We start from the raw sequence: 19,033 nt of genomic DNA, 5'->3' as shown, positions 1-19,033 counted from the left end.
CGGTGCAGGCCTGGCATACCTGGACCGAGAGGATTGCGCGGCTGGCACGTCCGCGCGCACCCGAGTCGCTCCCACGCTCGCTCGATCGCCGCCGCATCTATGTGCTGCCGACCCCGTTCGGCAGTTTCATGGCGCTGCTGCTGGCCGCAATGCTGCTCGGCGCACTGAACTACAACAACAACCCCGCGCTGCTGCTGGCGCTGTTGCTGGCGACCGCGGGCATCGCCAGCGCGATCATGGCGCACCTGCAGCTGTCGGGCCTGCGCATCGATGCGCTCGCCGCCGAGCCGGTCGCCGCCGGTACGCCACTGCGCCTGCGCGTGGCGCTGTCCAGCCACGACCATCGTGCACGGCGCGGCCTGCGGCTGGATCTGGAAGGCCAGCAAGTGTTCTGCACGCTGCCACCGTTGAGCAACGCCACCGCCGAATTGACGCTGACCACGTCCGCACGCGGCTGGCGCGACGTCGGTCGCCTGCGCATCTCCACCACCCAGCCGATGGGGCTGGTGCGCGCCTGGTCGTGGATCTGGCCGGAGGCACCGCTGCTGGTCTATCCACACCCGGAGCAGGACGCGCCACCGCTGCCCAGTGGCGAAGGCGCAGTACTGCGCACCCGTCCGGACAGCCAGGGCGAGGAGATGCACCAGCTGCGTCCCTATCGGACCGGCGACTCGGTGCGCACGATCAGCTGGAAGCACTCCGCACGTCGCGACACGTTGCTGGTGCGCGAGTTCGAAACACCGGCCGGCGTGGAAGTGACGCTGGACTGGCGCAGGCTGGCCGCACTGCCCTACGAACGCCGGATCGCGCGACTGGCACGCTGGGTCGACGAGGCCGAACGCCAGGGCAGGCGCTACCGGCTGTACCTGCCTTCCCAGCCGCCACTCGGACCTGCCCAGGGCGCCCAGCACCGTCACCACTGCCTGCGCGCACTCGCGCTGCTGCCGCATGGCTGAGCCCGCAAACCCGCTGCGCGGCACCCGCCGGAGCTGGGTACTCGGTACGGCCTGGCTGTGCCTGCTGCCGCTGCTGCTGCAACTGCCGGGAATACTCGCGCTGGTGTTCGCGGCGGCGGCGCTGGCGACCGGGTTGGCATCCTGGCGCCGCCCGCTGCCGACCACGCTGCGGCTGTTGCTGATCCTGGCGATGCTGGCGGCGGTGTACTGGCAGGCCGGCCTGCGCTTCGGCCGCGATACCGGCTGCGCCCTGCTCGCCGCGATGCTGGCGATCAAGGCCTCGGAGCTGCACAGCATCCGCGACGCGCGCAGCCTGCTCGGCTTCGCGCTGTTCGCGCCATTCGCCGCGTTCCTGCTCGACCAGGGCCCGGTCACGATGGTGCTCGCGCTGGCCGCCGTGCTGGCCGCGCTGCTGTGCATGCAGCAGCTCGCCGACGAGGAAGCGCTGACCGAGGCGCCGCTGCCGGTGCAGTTGCGCGGCATCGCCAAACTGGCCCTGCTGGGCCTGCCGCTGGCACTGGCCGCGTTCTGGCTGTTCCCGCGCCTGGGCTCGCCGCTGTGGGGCATCCCGGAACGCGCGATGGCGCGCCCGGGTCTGTCCGACGAGATGACGCCGGGCGAGTGGATCGACCTGATGGCCGACGACACCCCGGCACTGCGTGTGCAGTTCTTCGGCGCCGCGCCACCGCCCGCGCAACGCTACTGGCGTGGCCCGGTGCTGCTGGATTTCGACGGCCGCCGCTGGACCGCGCCACGCTGGCATCCCGATTCCACGCCGCCCGTCGTGCAATCGTCGCCGACGCACTGGGACTACCAGATCGACTACGAACCCACCGATCGCCGCCTGCTGGTCGCACTCGATCTACCGCTGCAGGCGCCCGCCGACACCCGCCTCGATCCCGACTACACCCTGCGCAGCGAGCGCCCGCTCGGCAACCTGACCCGCTGGCGCCTGCAATCGGCCGCGCCGCGCCAGTTCCAGGCCACGCTTCCCGAAGCGCTGCGCCGCGAAGCGCTACGCCTGCCGCCCGGCTTCAACCCGCGCACGCTCGCCCTGGCCAGGCAGTGGCGGCAGGAAGCCGGCAGCGACGACAACGCGGTCGTGCGGCGCATGCTGAGCTGGATCCACAGCGAGTTCGCCTACACCCTGGACACCCCGCTGCTCGGACACGACAGCGTCGACGAATTCCTGTTCGAGCAGAAAGCCGGCTTCTGCGAGCACTTCAGCTCGGCCTTCGTGGTGGCGATGCGCGCGGCCGGGATTCCGGCGCGGGTGGTGACCGGCTACGTCGGCGGCGTGCGCAACCCGCTCGGCGGCTACTGGATCGTGCGGCGCATGGATGCCCACGCCTGGGCCGAAGTCTGGCTGGCCGGACGCGGCTGGGTGCGTGTGGATCCGACGGCCGAAGTCGCCCCCGAACGCATCTACGACACCCTGGAAGACCGGCTCGGCCAGGCGCGCGGTGCCGGCGGCGACACCATCGACTGGCGTGTCGGTGACCTTGGCGACTGGCTGCGCCGTGAGTGGAACGACCTGGTGCTGTCCTTCGACGCCAACCGCCAGCAGCAGTTGCTGCGCCCACTCGGCATCGATCGGCTCGAACCCGCGCAACTGATCGGCCTGTTCGCCGGCTTCGCCCTCGCCGCACTCGGCTGGATGGCCTGGCTGCTGGCGCGCGGCGAACGCGAGCGCGACCCGCTGCTGCGCGCCTGGCACCGGCTCGATCGTGGCTACGTGCGACACGGTTTGGCACGTGCGGCACACGAACCCGCGCTTGAATGGGCGCAACGCGTACATGCGCAGCGTGGCGACCCGTCCCTGATTACACTCAGCCACCGTTTCGCCGAAGCGCGCTACGCTGCCGCCGACGCGAACCATCTGCGCCTGATCAAACAGCTCATCAAAGACCTGCACCGTCATCGCCCGAGTACCGGAGCCTCGCCATGAAGACCCGCTTCATCCTTCCACTTGTCGCCGTGCTGTCGTTGGCGGCCTGCGCCACCGCCCCCAAGCCGCTGCAAGGCCAGTTCAGCACGGTGAGCCCGCGCGACGCCGTCACCGGCCAGCCGGTCGGCACCCAGGTCCGCTGGGGCGGCCGCATCATCGAGACCAAGCCGGCGCAGGGCGAGACCTGTTTCCAGTTGCTGTCGCGTCCGCTCAACGGCAGTGGCCGCCCGCAGACCAGTTCCTCCGACGCCAGTGACGGCCGCTTCGTCGCCTGCCGTGCCGGCTTCTACGATCCGGCGGTGTTCGAACCGGGCCGTGACGTGACCTTCATCGGCCACATTGCCGGCTACGAAAACACCAAGATCGGCGAGTACGAGTACCGCCTGCCGAGGATCCAGGCCGACGTGGTCTACCTGTGGCCGGTCGTGCGCGACGTGGACGTCGTGCCGGCCTATCCGTACGGTCCGTGGGGCCCAGGCCCCTGGGATCCGTGGGGCCCGCGCTGGGGCCGCTGGGGCTGGTGGTAATCGCCACGTAGCCTGCGCATGACCCACACAACGCCGCCTTCGGGCGGCGTTGTTGTTTCTGCAGTGCTGGCGAATCTGTAGGAGGGACTTCAGTCCCGACGCTTTACCGGTAAAGCGTCGGGACTGAAGTCCCTCCTACAAGGTCATCACCGCGCCTACGGCGTGCCGAAGTGCCCCAGCGGCGCACCGGCCAGCAGATGCAGATGGATGTGGAACACGGTCTGCCCGGCGTTCCCACGGCAGTTCATCACGATGCGATAACCCTCCTGCGCCAGCCCTTCGCGACGCGCGTACTCGGCCGCGGCCATCGCCAGCTTGCCGATCAGATGCGCCTGCTCCGGCTGCACGTCGTCCAGCGTCGGAATGGCCTCGTGCTTGGGCACGAACAGCACATGCACCGGCGCCTGCGGCGCGATGTCCTTGAAACCCAGCACGTCCTCGTCCTCATAGACGATGGTGGCGGGGATTTCGCGGCGAATGATCTTGCCGAAGAGCGTGTCGGTCATTGGGAAGCCGGGATTGGGGATTAGGGATTGGAGATTCGAAAGAAGGCTATGGGAGAGCTGACAGCTTTTGCAAATCCCCAATCCCCAATCCCCAATCCCCGCCCTCAAGACATCTCGGTCCGACTGCCGAACGCATACGACAGCGTGCCGCGATCGACGTACTCCAGCTCGCCGCCCAGCGGCATGCCCTGGGTAAGCCGGCTCGGGCGCACGTGGTGCTGGCGTGCCAACTGCGCCAGGTAGTGCGCGGTGGCCTCGCCCTCGACGGTGGCGTTGGTGGCGATGATCAGTTCCTGCACTTCGGCCTGCGCCAGACGCTCGGCAAGCCGGTCCAGGCCAAGTTCGCGCGGGCCGATGCCGTCCAGCGGCGACAGCCGGCCCTGCAGGATGTAGTACAGCCCGCGATAGCCGGTCGCATGCTCGATCGCCAAGCGATCGGCCGGCGATTCCACCACGCATAGCTGCTGGCGTTCGCGACTGGCGTTGGCGCAGATCGCACAGACCTCGGTCTCGCTGAAGTCGCGGCACTGCACGCAATGACCAATGTGCTCGACCGCCTGGGTCAACAGCTCGGCCAACCGCTGCCCACCTTCGCGCTCGCGCTCCAGCACGTGATAGGCCATGCGCTGGGCAGTCTTGCGCCCCACGCCCGGCAGCACGCGGAAGGCTTCGATCAGTTGTTCGAGCAGTGAGGACATGTGATTCGTGATTCGGGATGGGTGATTCGCAAAGGCAAGAAGCGGAGCTGCTTCTTCCAATCACGAATCACGAATCCCGAATCACGGCTCCTCAGAACGGCAGCTTCATCCCCGGCGGCATCGGCATGCCGGCGGTCAGGGCGCCCATGCGGGTCTTGGACTCGGCTTCGACCTTGTTGCAGGCATCGTTGAAGGCGGCTGCGATCAGGTCCTCGACCATTTCCTGGTCGGACAGGATGCTCGGGTCGATGCGGACCTTGCGGCACTCCTTGGCGCCGGTCAGGGTCACGCTGACCATGCCGCCGCCGGCGCTGCCGGTGATCTCGATCTTGGCCAGTTCTTCCTGGGCGCGCTGCAGGTTTTCCTGCATCTTCTGCGCCTGTTGCATCAATTGGGCGATGTTGCCTCGCATCGTCGTATCACTCGTCGTAAGGGCGGATGGAATCGGGGACCACGCGCGCGCCGTGCTGCTGGATCAGCTGCTGCACGCTCGGGTCGTTCATGAAGGCCTGCTCGGCGGCGCTCTGGCGCTCGCCCTGCTGGCGATTGGCGCGCTCGTGCAGCGTCTCGGCCGCGGCAGCTCCGGTCTCGATCACGATCTTCGGCGCACCGCCGAGCGAACTCGTCAGCGCCTCGGCGAGATCGCCGACCGCGCGCTCCGACTGCAAGTATTCGAAACCGGGCGCCAGTGACAGGCGCAGCACGTTGTTCTGGTGACTGATAAAGGCAGCGTTGGCGGCAAGCTGGCGCGACGGGCCGTTCAAACCGCTGCGCGCGACCAACTCGAGCCAGTGTTCGGCATCGGCGATGGCTTCGGCCGCTATCGGTGTCGCTGCCACGACCGGCGCAGGCGCAGCTACAGGCGCGGGTTCCGGACGCGGCTCGGGCGGCGGCACCATCGCCATTTCCGGCATCGCCGGACGTGCTGGCGGTGTCGGCACGGCGACCGGGTGATCGTCGGTAGCCCACGGCGGTACGTCATTCGTGGCGACGCGTGGCGGCGTCACGGCCGCTGCGGCCACGGGGTTCGCCACGATGACAGGCGCACTCGGCGCTTCGATCCTCGTCGCCACCGGGGCGGCGACCACAGGTTCGGACTGAGCCACAGGCGCGGCGGCTGCCTCCACCGGCGCCGCCTGCACACCGCCGGCACCGCTCGCGACAGGCGTGGAACGCTGACCACGGCCATCATCACCACCGGTACCCGGCGCCACGCTGCCGGCCGGACGGAACGCCAGCATCCGCAGCACCGCCATCTCGAACCCGGCACGCGGGCTCGGCGCCAAGTGCAGATCGCGACGGCCATTGAGTGCCATCTGGTACCAGAGCTGCACCACTTCCGGCCGCAGCTGCCCGGCGAATGCCACTGAATCGATGCCGTCGCCGGGCAACGTCGCACCTGGCACCAATTGACTGACCTGGATGCGGTGCAACGCCTCGGCCAGCGCTTCCAGCACGCCGCCCCAGTCCGGCGAGAACTCCGCCAGCGTCGCCACCACCTTCAGCAGGCGCACGCCATCGCCGTCGGCGAGCGCGCCCAGCATCGCCCCGACCTGGGTGCGGTCGACCGTACCCAGCATCGTGCGCACCACGTCCTCGCGCAGCGCGCCGCCGGCATAGGCGATGGCTTGATCGAGCAGCGACAGACCGTCGCGCAACGAACCATCGGCCGCCTTGGACAGCTCCACGATCGCGGCCGGGTCGGACTCGATCTGCTCGGCCGCCAGGATCTTGGTCATCTGGCCCTGGATCTGGCCTTCGTCCAAACGCTTGAGGTTGAACTGCAGGCAGCGCGACAGCACGGTCACCGGCAGCTTCTGCGGGTCGGTGGTCGCCAGCAGGAACTTCACGTGCTCCGGCGGCTCCTCCAGCGTCTTCAGCAGCGCGTTGAACGCCGCCTTGGACAGCATGTGCACTTCGTCGATCAGGTAGACCTTGTACTTGCCGCGCGAGGGCATGTACTGCGCGTTCTCGATCACCTCGCGCACGTCGTCCACACCGGTGTTGGAGGCGGCGTCGATCTCCAGCAGGTCGATGTAGCGACCGACGTCGATGTCCAGACAGGCCGGGCACTGCCCGCACGGATCAGCGCTGGTGCCCTGCTCGCAATTCAGCGATTTGGCGAAGATGCGCGCGATCGTGGTCTTGCCGACACCACGGGTACCGGTGAACAGGAAGGCGTGATGAACCCGGCCGCTGTCGAGCGCGTTGCTGAGCGCGCGGACCACGTGTTCCTGGCCCACCAGCTCGGCAAAACGCTTCGGGCGCCACTTGCGGGCGAGAACGAGATAGGACATCAGGCAACCGTCTTCATCTGAACCGCCATTGTGCCATGCCGCGCCAAGTTGATCGTTCCGCGGCGGCAGCGCCCGGGCCGCCGCCACGGGCCGGATTCATGGCTGAGCGGCGCTTTTCCGCGCCCTGGATCCGGCACTCACGCCAGGTCCCCGCTCCCGGAGCTGGGTTCACCTTGTGAAACCGGGCGACGGCGGCTAGAATTCGCCCCCTTGCGCAGGCCAAGGCCAGTGCAGGATCCGGAGAGGTGTCCGAGCGGTTGAAGGAGCACGCCTGGAAAGTGTGTAAGCGTCTAAACCGCGCTTCGGGGGTTCGAATCCCCCTCTCTCCGCCAGATTGAACAATAAAACCCCCCCCTGACTCGTCAGGGGGTTTTTTATTGGGTAACGGAGGTGCTGCAAGCCCACTTGCACAGCCCCCCGGCCGCTGCCGGCCGGATCGTTCCGCCTGGTTGATCAGACGGAGAAGCGGTCGATCACATGAACCGTCCGTAGACCGTCTGCACGATCTCGCCGGTGGTGGTGTCGATCAGCAGCGCATCCGGCCCGTAACGGACCCATTCGTAGCCCATCGGCGGAATGCTCAGATCGAACAGCCAGAAGTCGCCGATGATGAAACTCGACGCCCAGAACGCAGGCGGCAACCTTTCGCCGTAGTGCCAGCGACGGTAGTTGTAACCTCGCGGCGCCGAGTACGGACCGATGCGATAGGCACGATCAGCCCGGAAGTTGTGCCGGTAATCCTGTGACAACGCCTGCGGGCGGTTCTCGATGCCCTGCGGCCGTTGCATGCGCTGATACCCGACAGGCCCTGCCCATCGTTCCTCGCGCGGTGCTCCACGCTGCTGCATGCGCTGCTCACCCGGCCCGGCCGGCGGATGGTGCTCCTGCGCATTGGCGACACCTCCTGCCGTCAGCAACGACAGCCCCAGCAACGCGCCACCGCAGACCCGGCGCGACCGATATAGCGAAATGTTCATGAGAAACGTCTCCTACCTGTTCAAACAACCGAGGACACACTTCATCGAATAAAGCCTTGGCAACGACGACGGCGGCGAACATGCGCCTCAAGCCGTGAGTTGCGTTGCCTGGCGAGACCGGTTCATTGGCTTCGTCGAAAGGCAATCGACGGGTGCCGACGATTTGAACTTCAGCCACGTGAAGTTCCGGTATGCGCAACTGCCACACCAGGCCACACGGACCGGTTGTGTCGAGGCTAGCGGCCACCGCATCCGACCAGTTACAATCGCCGACCGCGAAACAGGTCAATCCCTGGTTTGCGGTCGACTGGGAAATCAAAGGGTTAGGTCATAACTGACTCGTTCCCTACTCTCCGTCGGTAGTCCCTCTCGAATCCGCACATCCGTTGTGCTGACTTTCAGATTGGGAATGGCGCCGCGCCATGCGCGGCCCACGTCTTATGGTGGCCCTGTCGGCCCCTCGCGACGCTAGGTCGAAAACCCCGCCAGGGCCGGAAGGCAGCAACGGTATCGATCGACGCGGGCGCCGAGGCAAGCCGGCAGGGCCGCCGCCTTTTCTACCGCGCACTTTCCCGCCAACAGCCGGTTATTCATTGCATGGGCCCGTGGCGACGGGCCAACCTTCCCCTCAACGGTTGATTTCGCCTGGCGCGGTCGAAAACCCCGCCAGGGCCGGAAGGCAGCAACGGTATCGATCGACGCGGGCGCCAAGGCAAGCCGGCAGGGCCGCCGCCTTTTCTGGGGTGTGCTTTTCGGTATCGCCCCCCAAGAAGCTCAACACTGTCATCCCCGCGAAGGCGGGGATCCAAGGACGTAGCGCGTTGATGGATCAGGCGGTGCATTTCGAATCCAGGCGTTCCGGCACGCACCGCCTGATCGGCACGAAAGTCCCTGGATCCCCGCTTTCGCGGGGATGACGTAGGAAGGATTTACTGGCCCAAGCAACGCGTTTCAAAAATCGCGCTTGCCACCCTGCTTGCCCAGCAACCGCACATCGCCAATCACCATGTCGTGGCTCAACGCCTTGCACATGTCGTAGACCGTCAGCACGGCGATGCTGGCGCCGGTCAGCGCCTCCATCTCCACGCCGGTGCGGTGCACGGTCTTCACCTCACAGGTGATTCGCAACGTGGTCTGGTCCGACCACTCGACCGAAAACCGGCAACCGTCGATCGGCAGCGGATGGCAGAACGGGATCAACTCGTGGGTGCGTTTGACCGCCTGCGTGCCGGCGACGATCGCTGTCTCCACGATCCCGCCCTTGGCGCTGCGCAAGCCACTCTCGTGCAGTTGTCGTGCAACCTCGACCGGAAAGCGCACGCTGGCCTCGGCCAATGCTTGGCGCGCAGTCGTTGCCTTGCCCGACACATCCACCATCGCAGGCAGGCCGGCTTCGTCGAGGTGGGTCAATCGTGTGTTCCGTGTCATGAGTAGCATCGAGATTCAGATCGGGAAAGCATGGCATCCACGGCTCACCCCCCAATCAGAAACATTTCCACCGGCCGGCCGCTACGTCGGCCCTGCTCGGCGCGCAACTGGCTGTAGCGATCGGCACGCGCGCGCCACACCTCGGCCAGATGCTCGGCGAACGCGTTCTCGCCCGCCTCCAGCGCCGGCCGCAGGTCCAGACCGGTACTGGCGAACAGACAGGTGTACAGGCGCCCGTCGGCGCTCACCCGCGCGCGTTGGCAGTCGCCGCAGAACGCATGCGAGATCGCGCTGATGAAGCCTATCTCGCCCTGCCCATCGAGAAATGCATGACGCGTGGCGACCTCGCCGACGTAGTGCTGCGGCAGTTCACGCAGCGGCCAGTGCGCGGCGATGCGCCGACGCAATTCGTCCGACTCGACCACCTGTCCGCGTCGCCACTCGTTGCAACTGCCGACGTCCATGTATTCGATGAAACGCAGTACATGCCCGCTGCCGCGAAAATGCGCGACCAGCGGCAGCACCTGGTCCTCGTTGACGTCACGCTGCACCACGCAGTTGATCTTGAGCGGACCGAAACCCGCGCGCTCGGCGGCGTCGATCCCGGCCAGCACCTGCGCCACCTCGCCACGCCCGCCCGACATCTGCGCGAAGCGCTGCGGGTCGAGCGCATCCAGGCTGACGGTCAAGCGATGCAAGCCGGCCCGGCGCAACGCGCCGGCCTGGGCGGCGAGCAGACTGCCGTTGGTGGTCAGCGCCAGATCCTCGATACCGTCGATCCGCGCCAGACGTGCTACCAGTTCCGGCAGACGCTTGCGCAACAGCGGCTCGCCGCCGGTCAGGCGCAGCTTGCTGACGCCGAGCCGGACGAAGCCGCGCACCAGCGTCTCGATCTGATCGAAATCCATCCGCCCGGCCGCATCCAGGCCGTAATCCGCCGGCACCTTGTCGGCCGGCATGCAGTAGCCGCAGCGGTAATTGCAGGCCTCGATCACCGACAGGCGCAGGTCGTGCAGCGGCCGCCCCAGGCGGTCGCTTACCGATCCGAGCTGGCGCGGCAGCGCGTTCACAGCGATCCCGCCCGTGGCGCAGTCGGCTCGCGCAGCGGCAGGCACTCGCCCGGCGTCGCCACGCGATGGCCGCGCGCGCGCAGCGCCTCGGCGTCAGCCGTACTGGCGTAGTGGTAGAGCACCATCCTGCGCACCAGATCCTCCGGGTATTCCCGCTCCAGATCGTCCACGCCAGTATGCGACGGGTTGCCGTGAAGGCCGCAGTCGTGGGCGACCAGTTCGTCCTCGTCGGCAAAGCGCGCCAGCATCTCCGGGATCGGCCGGGTATCTCCGCTCCAGGCCAGCGAACCCTTCAGACGCAGGCCGTAGGCGGTCTCCGGCCAGTGATGCCGGGCCGGGAACACTTCCAGGCGCACGCCGTCATGCCAGAACGCATCGCCAACCGGGATCAACCGGAACGCATCCCAGAAGTTCGCTCCGCCCTCGGCCAGCACGTTCGGGTAATCGGCCACGCGTCGCTGCAGCAACGGCACCACCGGGGCCGGCACATACAACAGGGTCTGGCCGCGCCGGGCGGAGAAATAGCCATCCACGAACAGCCGCTCGAAGCCGCCGACGTGGTCCAGATGCACATGGGTGACGAACAACGCCTGCGGCATCGCGCCGTAGTGATCGCGATAGCGGGTCAGGCCCTCGCTGCCGCAATCGATGGTCAGCCACGGCCGGCCATCGCGCTCGATCGTGGCCATCGGCGAGCCCAGCTCGACCGCCGAGGCACTGCCCACGCCGTGGAAGCGCAACGCCCAGGGGTTCATCAGTAACCCCGGTTCCAGGCCATGTCGTAGGCACGGCGCAGACGGGCGAAGTCCTTGTCGACCTCCTCGCGGCTGCGCTCGCCGCGCAGTTTCAGCAGCGAGCGCTGCAGGCGCGCCAGGTTGCGTTCGCGCCAGCGCGTGGCCGGGATCCGCAGCACGCCGCGGTCGAAGTCGATCAGCCAGCCACGGCCGTTGGCGTCGAACAGGATGTTGTGGGCGTTGAGGTCCGCATGGTCCAGGCCGGCGCGATGGAAGCTGGCGATCAGCCGCCCGGTCTCCTCCCACGGCGCGCCACGACCGGCCACCTGCGCGCGATCGGCCAGCGAGCGCACGCCCTCCAGCCGTTCCATCAGGATCGCAGCGCGGTAATGCAGCCCTTCACGCAGGTAGCAGGCGGCGATCGGGCGCGGCACCGGCAGCTTGCGCGCGATCAGCGCGCGCATCAGCCGGAACTCGGCGAAGCTGCGGGTACGGTTGGCGCCCTTCCACAGGTAACTCTGGCGACTGATGCGGGCGACCATGCCGCCGCGCAGGTACTGGCGCAGCACGCAATGCCCGAACGGCGCGTCGACAAACCACGCACCGCCGCGCCCGCCTTCGTCGACCGGGCGTGCCTTGTCGCCCCAGCGCGACGGCGAGAACAGCCCGGCATCGGCTTGCCGCACGCGCTCGCGGTCGAACAGAATGGCTCCGTATCCGCGACCCTCGCGGTACGGCGTCAGCGCTTCAGTGGCGTCGAAGGCAACCATTCCGTCGAGTCTAACAACGCATGGCTTCAGCGTCGTCCCCTTCCTTGTGCCTCCTGCGCTTGTCCGCCCTCGGGGACGTTACCCACGTGGTGCCGCTGGTGCGCACGCTGCAGCGCGGCCTGCCCGGCGTGCGCCTGCACTGGGTGATCGACAAGGGCGGCCACAAGCTGCTCGATGGGCTGGAAGGCGTCGATTTCCACGTCTACGACAAGCGCAGCGGGGTGGCCGGGATGCGTGCGCTGCGGCGTGAGCTGACGCCGGCCGGACGCTTCGATGCGCTGCTGCAGATGCAGGTGGCGCTGCGCGCCAACGTGCTGTCAGCGTTCATCCCGGCACGGCGCCGGATCGGCTACGACCGCAGCCGCTCGAAGGACCTGCATGGCCTGTTCATCAACGAACGCATCGCCGACCGCCCCGGCATCCACGTGCTGGACGCGATCGGCAGCTTCTGCGAGCCGCTGGGCCTGAAGCAGACCGAGGTGGTGTGGGATCTGCCAGTCCCCGACGATGCCCGCGCCTGGGCTCGCGCGCAGTGGGACGACGATGGCCGGCCGGTGCTGATGATCTCGCCCTGCTCCAGCCACGTGCGCCGCAACTGGTACCCGGATCGCCACGCCGCGCTGGCGCGGCATGCCCAGCAGCGCGGCTGGCGGGTGGTGCTGTGCGGCGGCCGCAGTGATCTGGAGCGCAATACCGCCGATGCGATCCAGGCCGGGCTCGATACGCCGGCGCTGGACCTGGTCGGCAAGGACACGCTCAAGCAACTGCCGGCCCTGCTCGAACGCGCCGACCTGCTGGTGACGCCGGATTCCGGCCCGATGCACATCGGCAACGCGATGGGCACCAAGGTGCTCGGCCTGCACGCAGCCAGCAATCCGCGCCGCAGCGGGCCGTACTCGGACCTGCGCTACTGCGTGGACCGTTACGACGACGCGGCACGCAAGTTCCTAGGCAAGCCCGCCGCCGAACTCAAGTGGGGCACCAAGATCGAGTTCGATGACGTGATGGCGCTGATCACGGTCGAGGATGCGGTGGCCGCGTTCGAGCGGTATGTCGCCGATCACGGCGGTTAGACCACCTCTTCGTAGGAGCGGCTTCAGCCGCGATGAGGCTTTCCCGGGAAAGCTTCATCGCGGCTGAAGCCGCTCCTACAAAGCGCGTTTCTCAGCTTGCCCGGTAATCCTGATAGGACTTTTCCTCGACATAAGCCGAGCCCAGCGCCAGGTTGATGTCCTTCTTGATCCGCGCGCGCTCGTCGTTCTCGAAATAGACGCTGCGCGCCAGCTGGATGAACTCATCATCGAAGGCCTGCGCCTTCTCCTTGATGCGGATGTCGTCCTCGATCACCCACAGCCGCTCGTTGACCGCCTTCAGCTCGGCGCGCAGCTTGGCGATGTCGCCCACCGCGGCCGGGTGCGCCAGCCAGGTCTTGTCCAGTGCGGACAACTCGTTGCGCACGTTGGCCAGCTTGGCCTCGTCGCTCATGCGCTCGGACTTGATCTGCAGGATCGAGATCTTGTCGAGCAGTTCGCCGAAGGAGACCGGCACCAGGATTTCGGACATGGCAGACACCTGCAGGAATAAAGAGCGGATTTTAGCCGTATCCGGTCGTGTGCCCGACAGACCCGCGATTCAGCATTGCTCTTCCCGGGCACGTGCCTCGAACCATCCGTTCAGCGCGGCCCGGGCCGTACCCGTTGCCGCCTCCAAAGGCTCCCCCTTGGCCAACGCGGTGGCGATCAGGCTCGCCAGCAGGCAACCGGTGCCACGCATAGCAAACGGGTAACGCGAACCGGCGAACTCGCGCATCGGCCGCTCACGCTGATAGAGCTGATCCACGACCAGAGCCGCTTCCGGCGCATGTCCGCCCTTCACCAACAGCGCTGGCGTGCGTGCCAGCAGGGCCTCCACGGCAGCCACGCCTCCTGCCTGTATCGAGCCAATGCCGTAACGGGCCGCCAGAACCATCAACTCCGGCAGGTTCGGCGTGACCAGCCGGGCCAACGGCAGCAACGCGTCGAGCAGGACCTCCACGCCTTCTTCATCCAGCAACGGCACTCCCGAACTGGACGCCAGTACCGGATCGACCACCCACGGCAGCTCGCGCGGCAACCCGGCAACCACCTCACGGACCGCCGCCGCAGTACCCAGCATGCCGATCTTCACCGCCGCTACCGGCCCCTGCTCCAGGGCGGCGCGAATCTGGGCACGCAGCGTGGTGACGGGGACCGGATGCACGTCGAGCACGGCACGATCGGTCTGTGCGGTCACTGCCGTCACTGCCATCCGCGCCACGCCGCCGAGCCGCGCCACCGCCTGTGCGTCGCGCAACACGCCGGCACCGCCACTGGAATCCAGTCCACCGATCAGCAACACCACTGGGCGATTCACGCCGCGCCCTCCCAGGCATCCGCCACCGCCAGCCACTCACGAGTGCGCGCCTGTGGATCGGCCGCCTGCTGGATATCCGTCACGACCGCCGCACTGTCGGCACCTGCGGCCAGCACCCGTGGCATGCGTTCGGGGGTGATCCCGCCGATCGCCACCAGCGGCACCGTGCCGGCACGCGTCTTCCAGGCGCGTACGCGGTCCAGCCCCTGTGGCCCCCAACGCATCGGCTTGAGCAGGGTCGGCCAGACCGGACCGAGCGCGACATAAGCCGGCGCCGACGCCAACGCGCGCTCCAGCTCGGCCTCATCGTGCGTGGACAATCCATAGCGCACACCGGCACGACGCAGCGCCGGCAGGTCGGCCTGCTCCAGATCCTCCTGACCCAGATGCACGCAATCGATGCCCAGTTCGAGCGCCAGCCGCCAATGATCGTTGAGCACCAGTTGTGCGCCATGCCGACGACAGCAGGCCTGCGCACGCAAGGCCTCCGCGCGCAGCGTCTGCAGCGGCAGATCCTTGGCACGCAACTGCACCAGTCCGACGCCGAGCGGAACCAGTCGCTCCAGCAGATCCGCAGTGCCGGTGATCAGATAGAAGGGCTTCAATCGCATCGTCATCAGCTCATCCCAACTGCGCCAGGCCGAACGCCGGCGTGGACGCCTGCGCCATGTCCCGACGCGGCATCGGCCCGGCCTGATACGCCATGCGCCCGGCTTCGATCGCCAGCGCGAACGCGCGCGCCATCGCCACCGGATCGCCTGCCTGCGCCACCGCAGTGTTGAGCAGCACCGCGTCGAAGCCCAGCTCCATCGCCTGCACCGCCTGCGAAGGCGTGCCGATACCCGCATCGATCACCATCGGCACCTCGGGGAACTGCGCCCGCAGCGCACGCAGACCGTCGCGATTGCGCAAACCCTGGCCGGATCCAATCGGCGAACCCCACGGCATCAGCACGCGACAACCGGCTTCCAGCAATCGCTCGGCCACGACCAGATCCTCGGTGGTGTACGGAAATACCGCGAAGCCCTCACTGACCAGTATCCGCGCCGCTTCCACCAGTCCAAACGGATCAGGTTGCAGCGTATCGGCATGCCCGATCACCTCCAGCTTGATCCAGTGCGTACCGAACAACTCGCGCGCCATCTGCGCGGTGGTCACCGCCTCACGCACACCGTGGCAACCGGCAGTATTCGGCAACACGCGCCGACCGATCCCCGCCAGCCATTCGCGGAACGCCGCACCACCGCGTCCCTCGCGCCGCAGCGACACGGTGACTACCTCCGCACCGCTGATTTCGACCGCTTCAGCCAGTACCGCTGGCGAGGGATATTGCGCCGTACCCAACATCAACCGGGACTGCAACTGCACGTCGTAGAACATCACTCAGCCCCCCTGCATCGGCGCGAGCACTTCGACCTTCGCACCATCGTGCAGCGCAGTCGCTTCACGCTGCGAACGCGGCACGAAATGACCGTCCATTGCCGTGGCGAACATGTCGCCGTCCATGCCCTGCTCGACCAGCAGTGCCGCCAGCGTGTTCGTCGCCGTCTGCAACAGTCGGCCGTTCAATTCGATATGCATGATCCGATCTCCTCCTGCAGGATGCCGACGACCTCGCCGGCCAACGCCGGCGCCATCAAAAACCCGTGGCGATACATGCCGTTGACGTGCAGACGCTCGCCGTCGCGGCGGATGCCCGGCAGGTTGTCGACGAAGGCCGGGCGCAGGCCGACGCCGGTCTCCACGATCCGCGCATCGGCGAAGCCCGGATGCACGGTCCATGCCGCCGACAACAACTCCATCGCCGCGCGTGCGGTGATCGGGCCATCGTCATCGCTCTCCAGCATCGTCGCGCCCACCATGTAGCGACCATCGCCGCGCGGCACGATGTAGCAGGGAAAACGCGGATGCAGCAGTCGCACCGGCCGCCCCAGCGACAGCTCTGGCGCATGCACGTGCAGCATCTCGCCACGCACTGCACGCAGACCAGACAACTCGCCGCGCGCCCACGCGCCACGGCAATCCACGATGCGTCCCGATGCCTGCCCGGCGTGGAAACACACGCCGCGTGCACGTAACCGATCCATCAATGCCGACAACGCCTGACGTGGATCCAGATGTGCTTCCTCGGCAAAGAACAGGCCACGGCTGAAACGCCCCGCCAACTCCGGTTCCAGCTCACCCGGCACCACCCACGCATGCCCGTTGGTCACACGCGCAAACCGATCCAGTTCGCCAACATCGCGCGCCGCCGCCAACACCAGCGTGCCGCGCCGGTTCACCTGCGCGCCATGCGCCATCCACCACGCCGCAGCACGCTGCCCATCGCACCCCACCTGTGCCGGCGCATGTTCGCCCTCGCAGAACGGCGCCAGCATGCCTCCGGCCCAATGCGAGGCCGATGGCACGCCGATCTCCGGTGCGATCACCTCGACAGCGAAGCCCGCCTCCATCAATGCCGTCGCCACGCACAGGCCGGTCACGCCAGCCCCCAGCACCGACAGCGTCATCCCGCCGCCCGCTCCACCGGCACATACAGCTCGCCGTCCTCGCGGAACTTGTCGGCCATCTGTGCCATGCCTTCCTGACGCTGCGCCTCGGCGCGGATGTCGTGGCTGATCCGCATCGAACAGAACTTCGGCCCGCACATCGAACAGAAATGCGCCACCTTGTGCGCCTGCTTCGGCATCGTCTCGTCGTGGAAGGCGCGCGCGGTGTCCGGGTCCAGCGCCAGGTTGAACTGGTCTTCCCAACGGAATTCGAAACGCGCGCGCGACAATGCATCGTCACGCGCACGCGCCGCCGGGTGGCCCTTGGCCAGATCGGCGGCGTGCGCGGCCAGCTTGTAGGTGATCACGCCGGTCTTGACGTCGTTGCGATCCGGCAAACCCAGGTGTTCCTTGGGCGTGACGTAGCACAACATCGCGGTACCGAACCAACCGATCATCGCCGCGCCGATCGCGCTGGTGATGTGGTCATAACCCGGCGCGATGTCGGTGGTCAGCGGCCCCAGCGTGTAGAACGGCGCCTCGTGACAGTGCTTCAACTGCTCGTCCATGTTCGCCTTGATCTTGTGCATCGGCACATGACCCGGCCCTTCCACCATCACCTGGCAATCCTTCGCCCAGGCGATCCTGGTCAACTCGCCCAGCGTGCGCAGCTCGGAGAACTGCGCCGCATCGTTGGCATCTGCAATCGAGCCGGGGCGCAGTCCATCGCCCAGCGAGAACGACACGTCATAGGTGCGCATGATTTCGCAGATTTCCTCGAAACGTTCGTAGAGGAAACTCTCGCGATGATGGTGCAGGCACCACTTGGCCATGATCGAACCGCCGCGGCTGACGATGCCGGTGACACGGTTGGCGGTCAGCGGGATGTAGCCCAGCCGCACGCCGGCATGGATGGTGAAGTAATCCACGCCCTGCTCGGCCTGCTCGATCAGCGTGTCGCGGAACACCTCCCAACTCAGGTCCTCGGCGACACCACCGACTTTCTCCAACGCCTGATAAAGCGGCACCGTGCCGATCGGCACCGGCGCATTGCGCAGGATCCATTCGCGGATGTTGTGGATGTTGCGGCCGGTGGACAGGTCCATCACCGTATCCGCGCCCCAGCGGATCGCCCAGACCATCTTTTCCACTTCCTCTTCCATCGAGGACGTGACCGCGGAATTGCCGATGTTGGCGTTGATCTTCACCAGGAAATTGCGGCCGATGATCATCGGCTCCAACTCGGGGTGATTGATGTTGGCGGGAATGATCGCGCGCCCGGCAGCGATCTCGGCGCGCACGAATTCCGGCGTCACCGCATCGGGAATCGCCGCACCGAAGTCCTCGCCATCGCGCGCGGCGTGCACCGCCGCACGACCAAGATTCTCGCGGATCGCCACATACTCCATTTCCGGCGTGATGACACCGGCACGTGCATAGGCGAGTTGCGTGATCGCACGCCCACCACGCGCACGCAGCGGCGAGCGCGTGATCGGGAACGCCGGCACACCCTCGGCAAAACCGTTGTCGACGGGCAGCACCACACGCCCGGCATAGGCTTCGGCATCGCCACGCGCACGCAGCCAGTCACTGCGCACCGCTGACAGACCGCGTGCGATGTCCAGCGACGGCAGCAGCGCAGGATCGGTATAGGGGCCGGAACTGTCATAGACGTTCAACGGCGGCTCGCCGTCGAGACTGATCTGCCGCATCGGCACGCGGATGTCGTCGTGCAGTGCACCGCGCAGATGGATCTTGCTGGACGCCGGCAGGCCACCGGTGGTGATGCGCGGGATGGTGGAAGCGTTCGGGCTCATGGTGTCTCCTCAAGATGACTTGATGAGACCCAGGTAATGCCTTGAAGCAGAAAGGCGGCCGACGGCCACCGCGCGCGAACGCATGGGAGGGCCGCAAGGCCCGAAAGAACGGTGTCCATCGCTGAATCGACGGCGCGTCCCTCGGTCTTCCTACGCCAGTATCAACTGGGTCAGGTTCGAAGGGTCGCGTCACCGGGAAGGCCATACGGCCTGCCCTGTCAGCCTCTCAGTCCCCTAGGTGGGACTCCCCCGACGTGCGGCTAAGCTCGCAGCAGAGGCATGCGCCTGTCAAATGCAGGTGGCTCTTCTGTGGCAGGTGGCGCTTCTGTTGTGGCACTTGGCTCTTCTGTGGGAGGGACTCTGGGTGGCCTCGGGCCATCAGTCCCGACGGGGGTTGCCCCAAAAGCGTCGGGACTGATGGCCCG

The 19,033-nt window shown here is 67.1% G+C and carries 20 protein-coding genes, 1 tRNA gene and 2 other RNA genes; 7 read left to right on the top strand and 16 right to left on the bottom strand.

The window, feature by feature from the left end; all coding sequences use genetic code 11:
* Window positions 1-2: 2 nt before the first annotated feature.
* From AC3WJE_RS07095 to AC3WJE_RS07085, 3 genes are read left to right on the top strand one after another with little or no spacing between them, the layout of a single operon-like run.
* On the top strand, window positions 3-956 hold the full coding sequence (locus tag AC3WJE_RS07095) for a DUF58 domain-containing protein (protein WP_493730086.1): 954 nt from the start codon (window positions 3-5) through the stop codon (window positions 954-956).
* The gene (locus tag AC3WJE_RS07090) at window positions 949-2,904 is read left to right on the top strand and encodes a transglutaminase TgpA family protein (RefSeq protein WP_493730085.1); all 1,956 of its coding nucleotides are present in this window, start codon (window positions 949-951) and stop codon (window positions 2,902-2,904) included. The genes AC3WJE_RS07095 and AC3WJE_RS07090 overlap by 8 nt, the downstream gene beginning before the upstream one ends.
* Window positions 2,901-3,431: a Slp family lipoprotein gene (locus AC3WJE_RS07085; protein WP_493730084.1), complete on the top strand. Its 531-nt coding sequence runs from the start codon at window positions 2,901-2,903 to the stop codon at window positions 3,429-3,431. Before AC3WJE_RS07090 ends, AC3WJE_RS07085 begins: the two co-directional genes overlap by 4 nt.
* A 155-nt stretch (window positions 3,432-3,586) precedes the next feature.
* On the opposite strand, the gene AC3WJE_RS07080 is transcribed toward AC3WJE_RS07085, so the two are convergent.
* The 4 genes from AC3WJE_RS07080 to dnaX form a co-directional block, all read right to left on the bottom strand.
* Complete coding sequence (locus tag AC3WJE_RS07080) at window positions 3,587-3,937, bottom strand: histidine triad nucleotide-binding protein (protein WP_493730083.1); 351 nt, start codon at window positions 3,935-3,937, stop codon at window positions 3,587-3,589.
* 104 nt (window positions 3,938-4,041) lie between these two features.
* Window positions 4,042-4,635, bottom strand: a complete 594-nt coding sequence (recR, locus tag AC3WJE_RS07075; protein ID WP_493730082.1) for a recombination mediator RecR — start codon at window positions 4,633-4,635, stop codon at window positions 4,042-4,044.
* Between the two features lie 91 nt (window positions 4,636-4,726).
* Entirely contained in the window at window positions 4,727-5,047 is a 321-nt protein-coding gene (locus tag AC3WJE_RS07070; protein ID WP_493730081.1) for a YbaB/EbfC family nucleoid-associated protein, read from the bottom strand.
* A gap of 7 nt (window positions 5,048-5,054) precedes the next feature.
* Entirely contained in the window at window positions 5,055-6,932 is a 1,878-nt protein-coding gene (gene dnaX / locus AC3WJE_RS07065; protein ID WP_493730080.1) for a DNA polymerase III subunit gamma/tau, read from the bottom strand.
* Between the two features lie 239 nt (window positions 6,933-7,171).
* Between dnaX and AC3WJE_RS07060 the strand changes: the two genes are divergently transcribed.
* Window positions 7,172-7,264, top strand: a tRNA-Ser gene (locus tag AC3WJE_RS07060).
* Window positions 7,265-7,405: 141 nt separating this feature from the next.
* Here AC3WJE_RS07060 and AC3WJE_RS07055 read toward each other — a convergent pair.
* Window positions 7,406-7,909, bottom strand: coding sequence for an RcnB family protein (locus AC3WJE_RS07055; protein ID WP_493730079.1), 504 nt, complete (start codon window positions 7,907-7,909; stop codon window positions 7,406-7,408).
* 449 nt (window positions 7,910-8,358) lie between these two features.
* On the opposite strand from AC3WJE_RS07055, the gene ffs (AC3WJE_RS07050) reads away from it, so the two are divergent.
* Window positions 8,359-8,455, top strand: an RNA gene (gene ffs, locus AC3WJE_RS07050) — signal recognition particle sRNA small type.
* A gap of 88 nt (window positions 8,456-8,543) precedes the next feature.
* Window positions 8,544-8,629, top strand: an RNA gene (ffs, locus tag AC3WJE_RS07045) — signal recognition particle sRNA small type.
* A 231-nt stretch (window positions 8,630-8,860) separates the two neighbouring features.
* Here ffs (AC3WJE_RS07045) and moaC read toward each other — a convergent pair.
* From moaC to AC3WJE_RS07025, 4 genes are read right to left on the bottom strand one after another with little or no spacing between them, the layout of a single operon-like run.
* Window positions 8,861-9,337 (bottom strand): cyclic pyranopterin monophosphate synthase MoaC, encoded by a 477-nt coding sequence (moaC, locus tag AC3WJE_RS07040; RefSeq protein ID WP_493730078.1) that lies wholly within the window; start codon window positions 9,335-9,337, stop codon window positions 8,861-8,863.
* Between the two features lie 44 nt (window positions 9,338-9,381).
* On the bottom strand, window positions 9,382-10,407 hold the full coding sequence (gene moaA / locus AC3WJE_RS07035; protein ID WP_493730077.1) for a GTP 3',8-cyclase MoaA: 1,026 nt from the start codon (window positions 10,405-10,407) through the stop codon (window positions 9,382-9,384).
* Window positions 10,404-11,162 carry an MBL fold metallo-hydrolase gene (locus tag AC3WJE_RS07030; RefSeq protein ID WP_493730076.1) on the bottom strand — a complete coding sequence of 253 codons (759 nt, stop codon included), beginning with the start codon at window positions 11,160-11,162 and terminating at the stop codon, window positions 10,404-10,406. Before AC3WJE_RS07030 ends, moaA begins: the two co-directional genes overlap by 4 nt.
* A complete protein-coding gene (locus tag AC3WJE_RS07025; protein WP_493730075.1) occupies window positions 11,162-11,911 on the bottom strand; it encodes a 3-deoxy-D-manno-octulosonic acid kinase in 750 nt (249 codons plus the stop codon). Before AC3WJE_RS07025 ends, AC3WJE_RS07030 begins: the two co-directional genes overlap by 1 nt.
* 59 nt (window positions 11,912-11,970) lie before the next feature.
* On the opposite strand from AC3WJE_RS07025, the gene AC3WJE_RS07020 reads away from it, so the two are divergent.
* Complete coding sequence (locus AC3WJE_RS07020) at window positions 11,971-12,984, top strand: glycosyltransferase family 9 protein (protein WP_493730074.1); 1,014 nt, start codon at window positions 11,971-11,973, stop codon at window positions 12,982-12,984.
* Window positions 12,985-13,075: 91 nt separating this feature from the next.
* Here the strand turns inward: AC3WJE_RS07020 and AC3WJE_RS07015 are convergent, their stop codons facing one another.
* From AC3WJE_RS07015 to thiC, 7 genes are all read right to left on the bottom strand, one after another.
* Window positions 13,076-13,474: a DUF6165 family protein gene (locus AC3WJE_RS07015; protein WP_493730073.1), complete on the bottom strand. Its 399-nt coding sequence runs from the start codon at window positions 13,472-13,474 to the stop codon at window positions 13,076-13,078.
* Window positions 13,475-13,543: 69 nt separating this feature from the next.
* On the bottom strand, window positions 13,544-14,302 hold the full coding sequence (gene thiD, locus AC3WJE_RS07010; protein ID WP_493730072.1) for a bifunctional hydroxymethylpyrimidine kinase/phosphomethylpyrimidine kinase: 759 nt from the start codon (window positions 14,300-14,302) through the stop codon (window positions 13,544-13,546).
* Window positions 14,299-14,913 carry a thiamine phosphate synthase gene (locus tag AC3WJE_RS07005; protein ID WP_493730071.1) on the bottom strand — a complete coding sequence of 205 codons (615 nt, stop codon included), beginning with the start codon at window positions 14,911-14,913 and terminating at the stop codon, window positions 14,299-14,301. The genes thiD and AC3WJE_RS07005 overlap by 4 nt, the downstream gene beginning before the upstream one ends.
* 10 nt (window positions 14,914-14,923) lie before the next feature.
* Window positions 14,924-15,682: a thiazole synthase gene (locus AC3WJE_RS07000; protein WP_493730070.1), complete on the bottom strand. Its 759-nt coding sequence runs from the start codon at window positions 15,680-15,682 to the stop codon at window positions 14,924-14,926.
* 3 nt (window positions 15,683-15,685) lie between these two features.
* Window positions 15,686-15,883, bottom strand: a complete 198-nt coding sequence (gene thiS / locus AC3WJE_RS06995; protein ID WP_493730069.1) for a sulfur carrier protein ThiS — start codon at window positions 15,881-15,883, stop codon at window positions 15,686-15,688.
* Window positions 15,868-16,812 (bottom strand): FAD-dependent oxidoreductase, encoded by a 945-nt coding sequence (locus AC3WJE_RS06990; protein ID WP_493730068.1) that lies wholly within the window; start codon window positions 16,810-16,812, stop codon window positions 15,868-15,870. The genes thiS and AC3WJE_RS06990 overlap by 16 nt, the downstream gene beginning before the upstream one ends.
* Window positions 16,809-18,608, bottom strand: coding sequence for a phosphomethylpyrimidine synthase ThiC (thiC, locus tag AC3WJE_RS06985; RefSeq protein ID WP_493730067.1), 1,800 nt, complete (start codon window positions 18,606-18,608; stop codon window positions 16,809-16,811). The genes AC3WJE_RS06990 and thiC overlap by 4 nt, the downstream gene beginning before the upstream one ends.
* Window positions 18,609-19,033 lie beyond the last annotated feature (425 nt).

It is taken from the genome of Pseudomonas sp. GW821-FHT07E12 (genome assembly GCF_058986605.1).
Note: the sequence above shows the minus strand (reverse complement) of the source record. Positions and strands in the feature narration are given on the sequence as shown.

Excerpts from the sequence above, each read along its gene's own strand:
- AC3WJE_RS07090 (WP_493730085.1), top strand. The coding sequence starts at position 949 with ATGGCTGAGCCCGCAAACCCGCTGCGCGGCACCCGCCGGAGCTGGGTA.
- AC3WJE_RS07085 (WP_493730084.1), top strand. The coding sequence starts at position 2,901 with ATGAAGACCCGCTTCATCCTTCCACTTGTCGCCGTGCTGTCGTTGGCG.
- AC3WJE_RS07080 (WP_493730083.1), bottom strand. The coding sequence starts at position 3,937 with ATGACCGACACGCTCTTCGGCAAGATCATTCGCCGCGAAATCCCCGCC.
- recR (WP_493730082.1), bottom strand. The coding sequence starts at position 4,635 with ATGTCCTCACTGCTCGAACAACTGATCGAAGCCTTCCGCGTGCTGCCG.
- AC3WJE_RS07070 (WP_493730081.1), bottom strand. The coding sequence starts at position 5,047 with ATGCGAGGCAACATCGCCCAATTGATGCAACAGGCGCAGAAGATGCAG.
- dnaX (WP_493730080.1), bottom strand. The coding sequence starts at position 6,932 with ATGTCCTATCTCGTTCTCGCCCGCAAGTGGCGCCCGAAGCGTTTTGCC.
- AC3WJE_RS07055 (WP_493730079.1), bottom strand. The coding sequence starts at position 7,909 with ATGAACATTTCGCTATATCGGTCGCGCCGGGTCTGCGGTGGCGCGTTG.
- moaC (WP_493730078.1), bottom strand. The coding sequence starts at position 9,337 with ATGACACGGAACACACGATTGACCCACCTCGACGAAGCCGGCCTGCCT.
- AC3WJE_RS07030 (WP_493730076.1), bottom strand. The coding sequence starts at position 11,162 with ATGAACCCCTGGGCGTTGCGCTTCCACGGCGTGGGCAGTGCCTCGGCG.
- AC3WJE_RS07025 (WP_493730075.1), bottom strand. The coding sequence starts at position 11,911 with ATGGTTGCCTTCGACGCCACTGAAGCGCTGACGCCGTACCGCGAGGGT.
- AC3WJE_RS07015 (WP_493730073.1), bottom strand. The coding sequence starts at position 13,474 with ATGTCCGAAATCCTGGTGCCGGTCTCCTTCGGCGAACTGCTCGACAAG.
- AC3WJE_RS07005 (WP_493730071.1), bottom strand. The coding sequence starts at position 14,913 with ATGCGATTGAAGCCCTTCTATCTGATCACCGGCACTGCGGATCTGCTG.
- AC3WJE_RS07000 (WP_493730070.1), bottom strand. The coding sequence starts at position 15,682 with ATGTTCTACGACGTGCAGTTGCAGTCCCGGTTGATGTTGGGTACGGCG.
- thiS (WP_493730069.1), bottom strand. The coding sequence starts at position 15,883 with ATGCATATCGAATTGAACGGCCGACTGTTGCAGACGGCGACGAACACG.
- AC3WJE_RS06990 (WP_493730068.1), bottom strand. The coding sequence starts at position 16,812 with ATGACGCTGTCGGTGCTGGGGGCTGGCGTGACCGGCCTGTGCGTGGCG.
- thiC (WP_493730067.1), bottom strand. The coding sequence starts at position 18,608 with ATGAGCCCGAACGCTTCCACCATCCCGCGCATCACCACCGGTGGCCTG.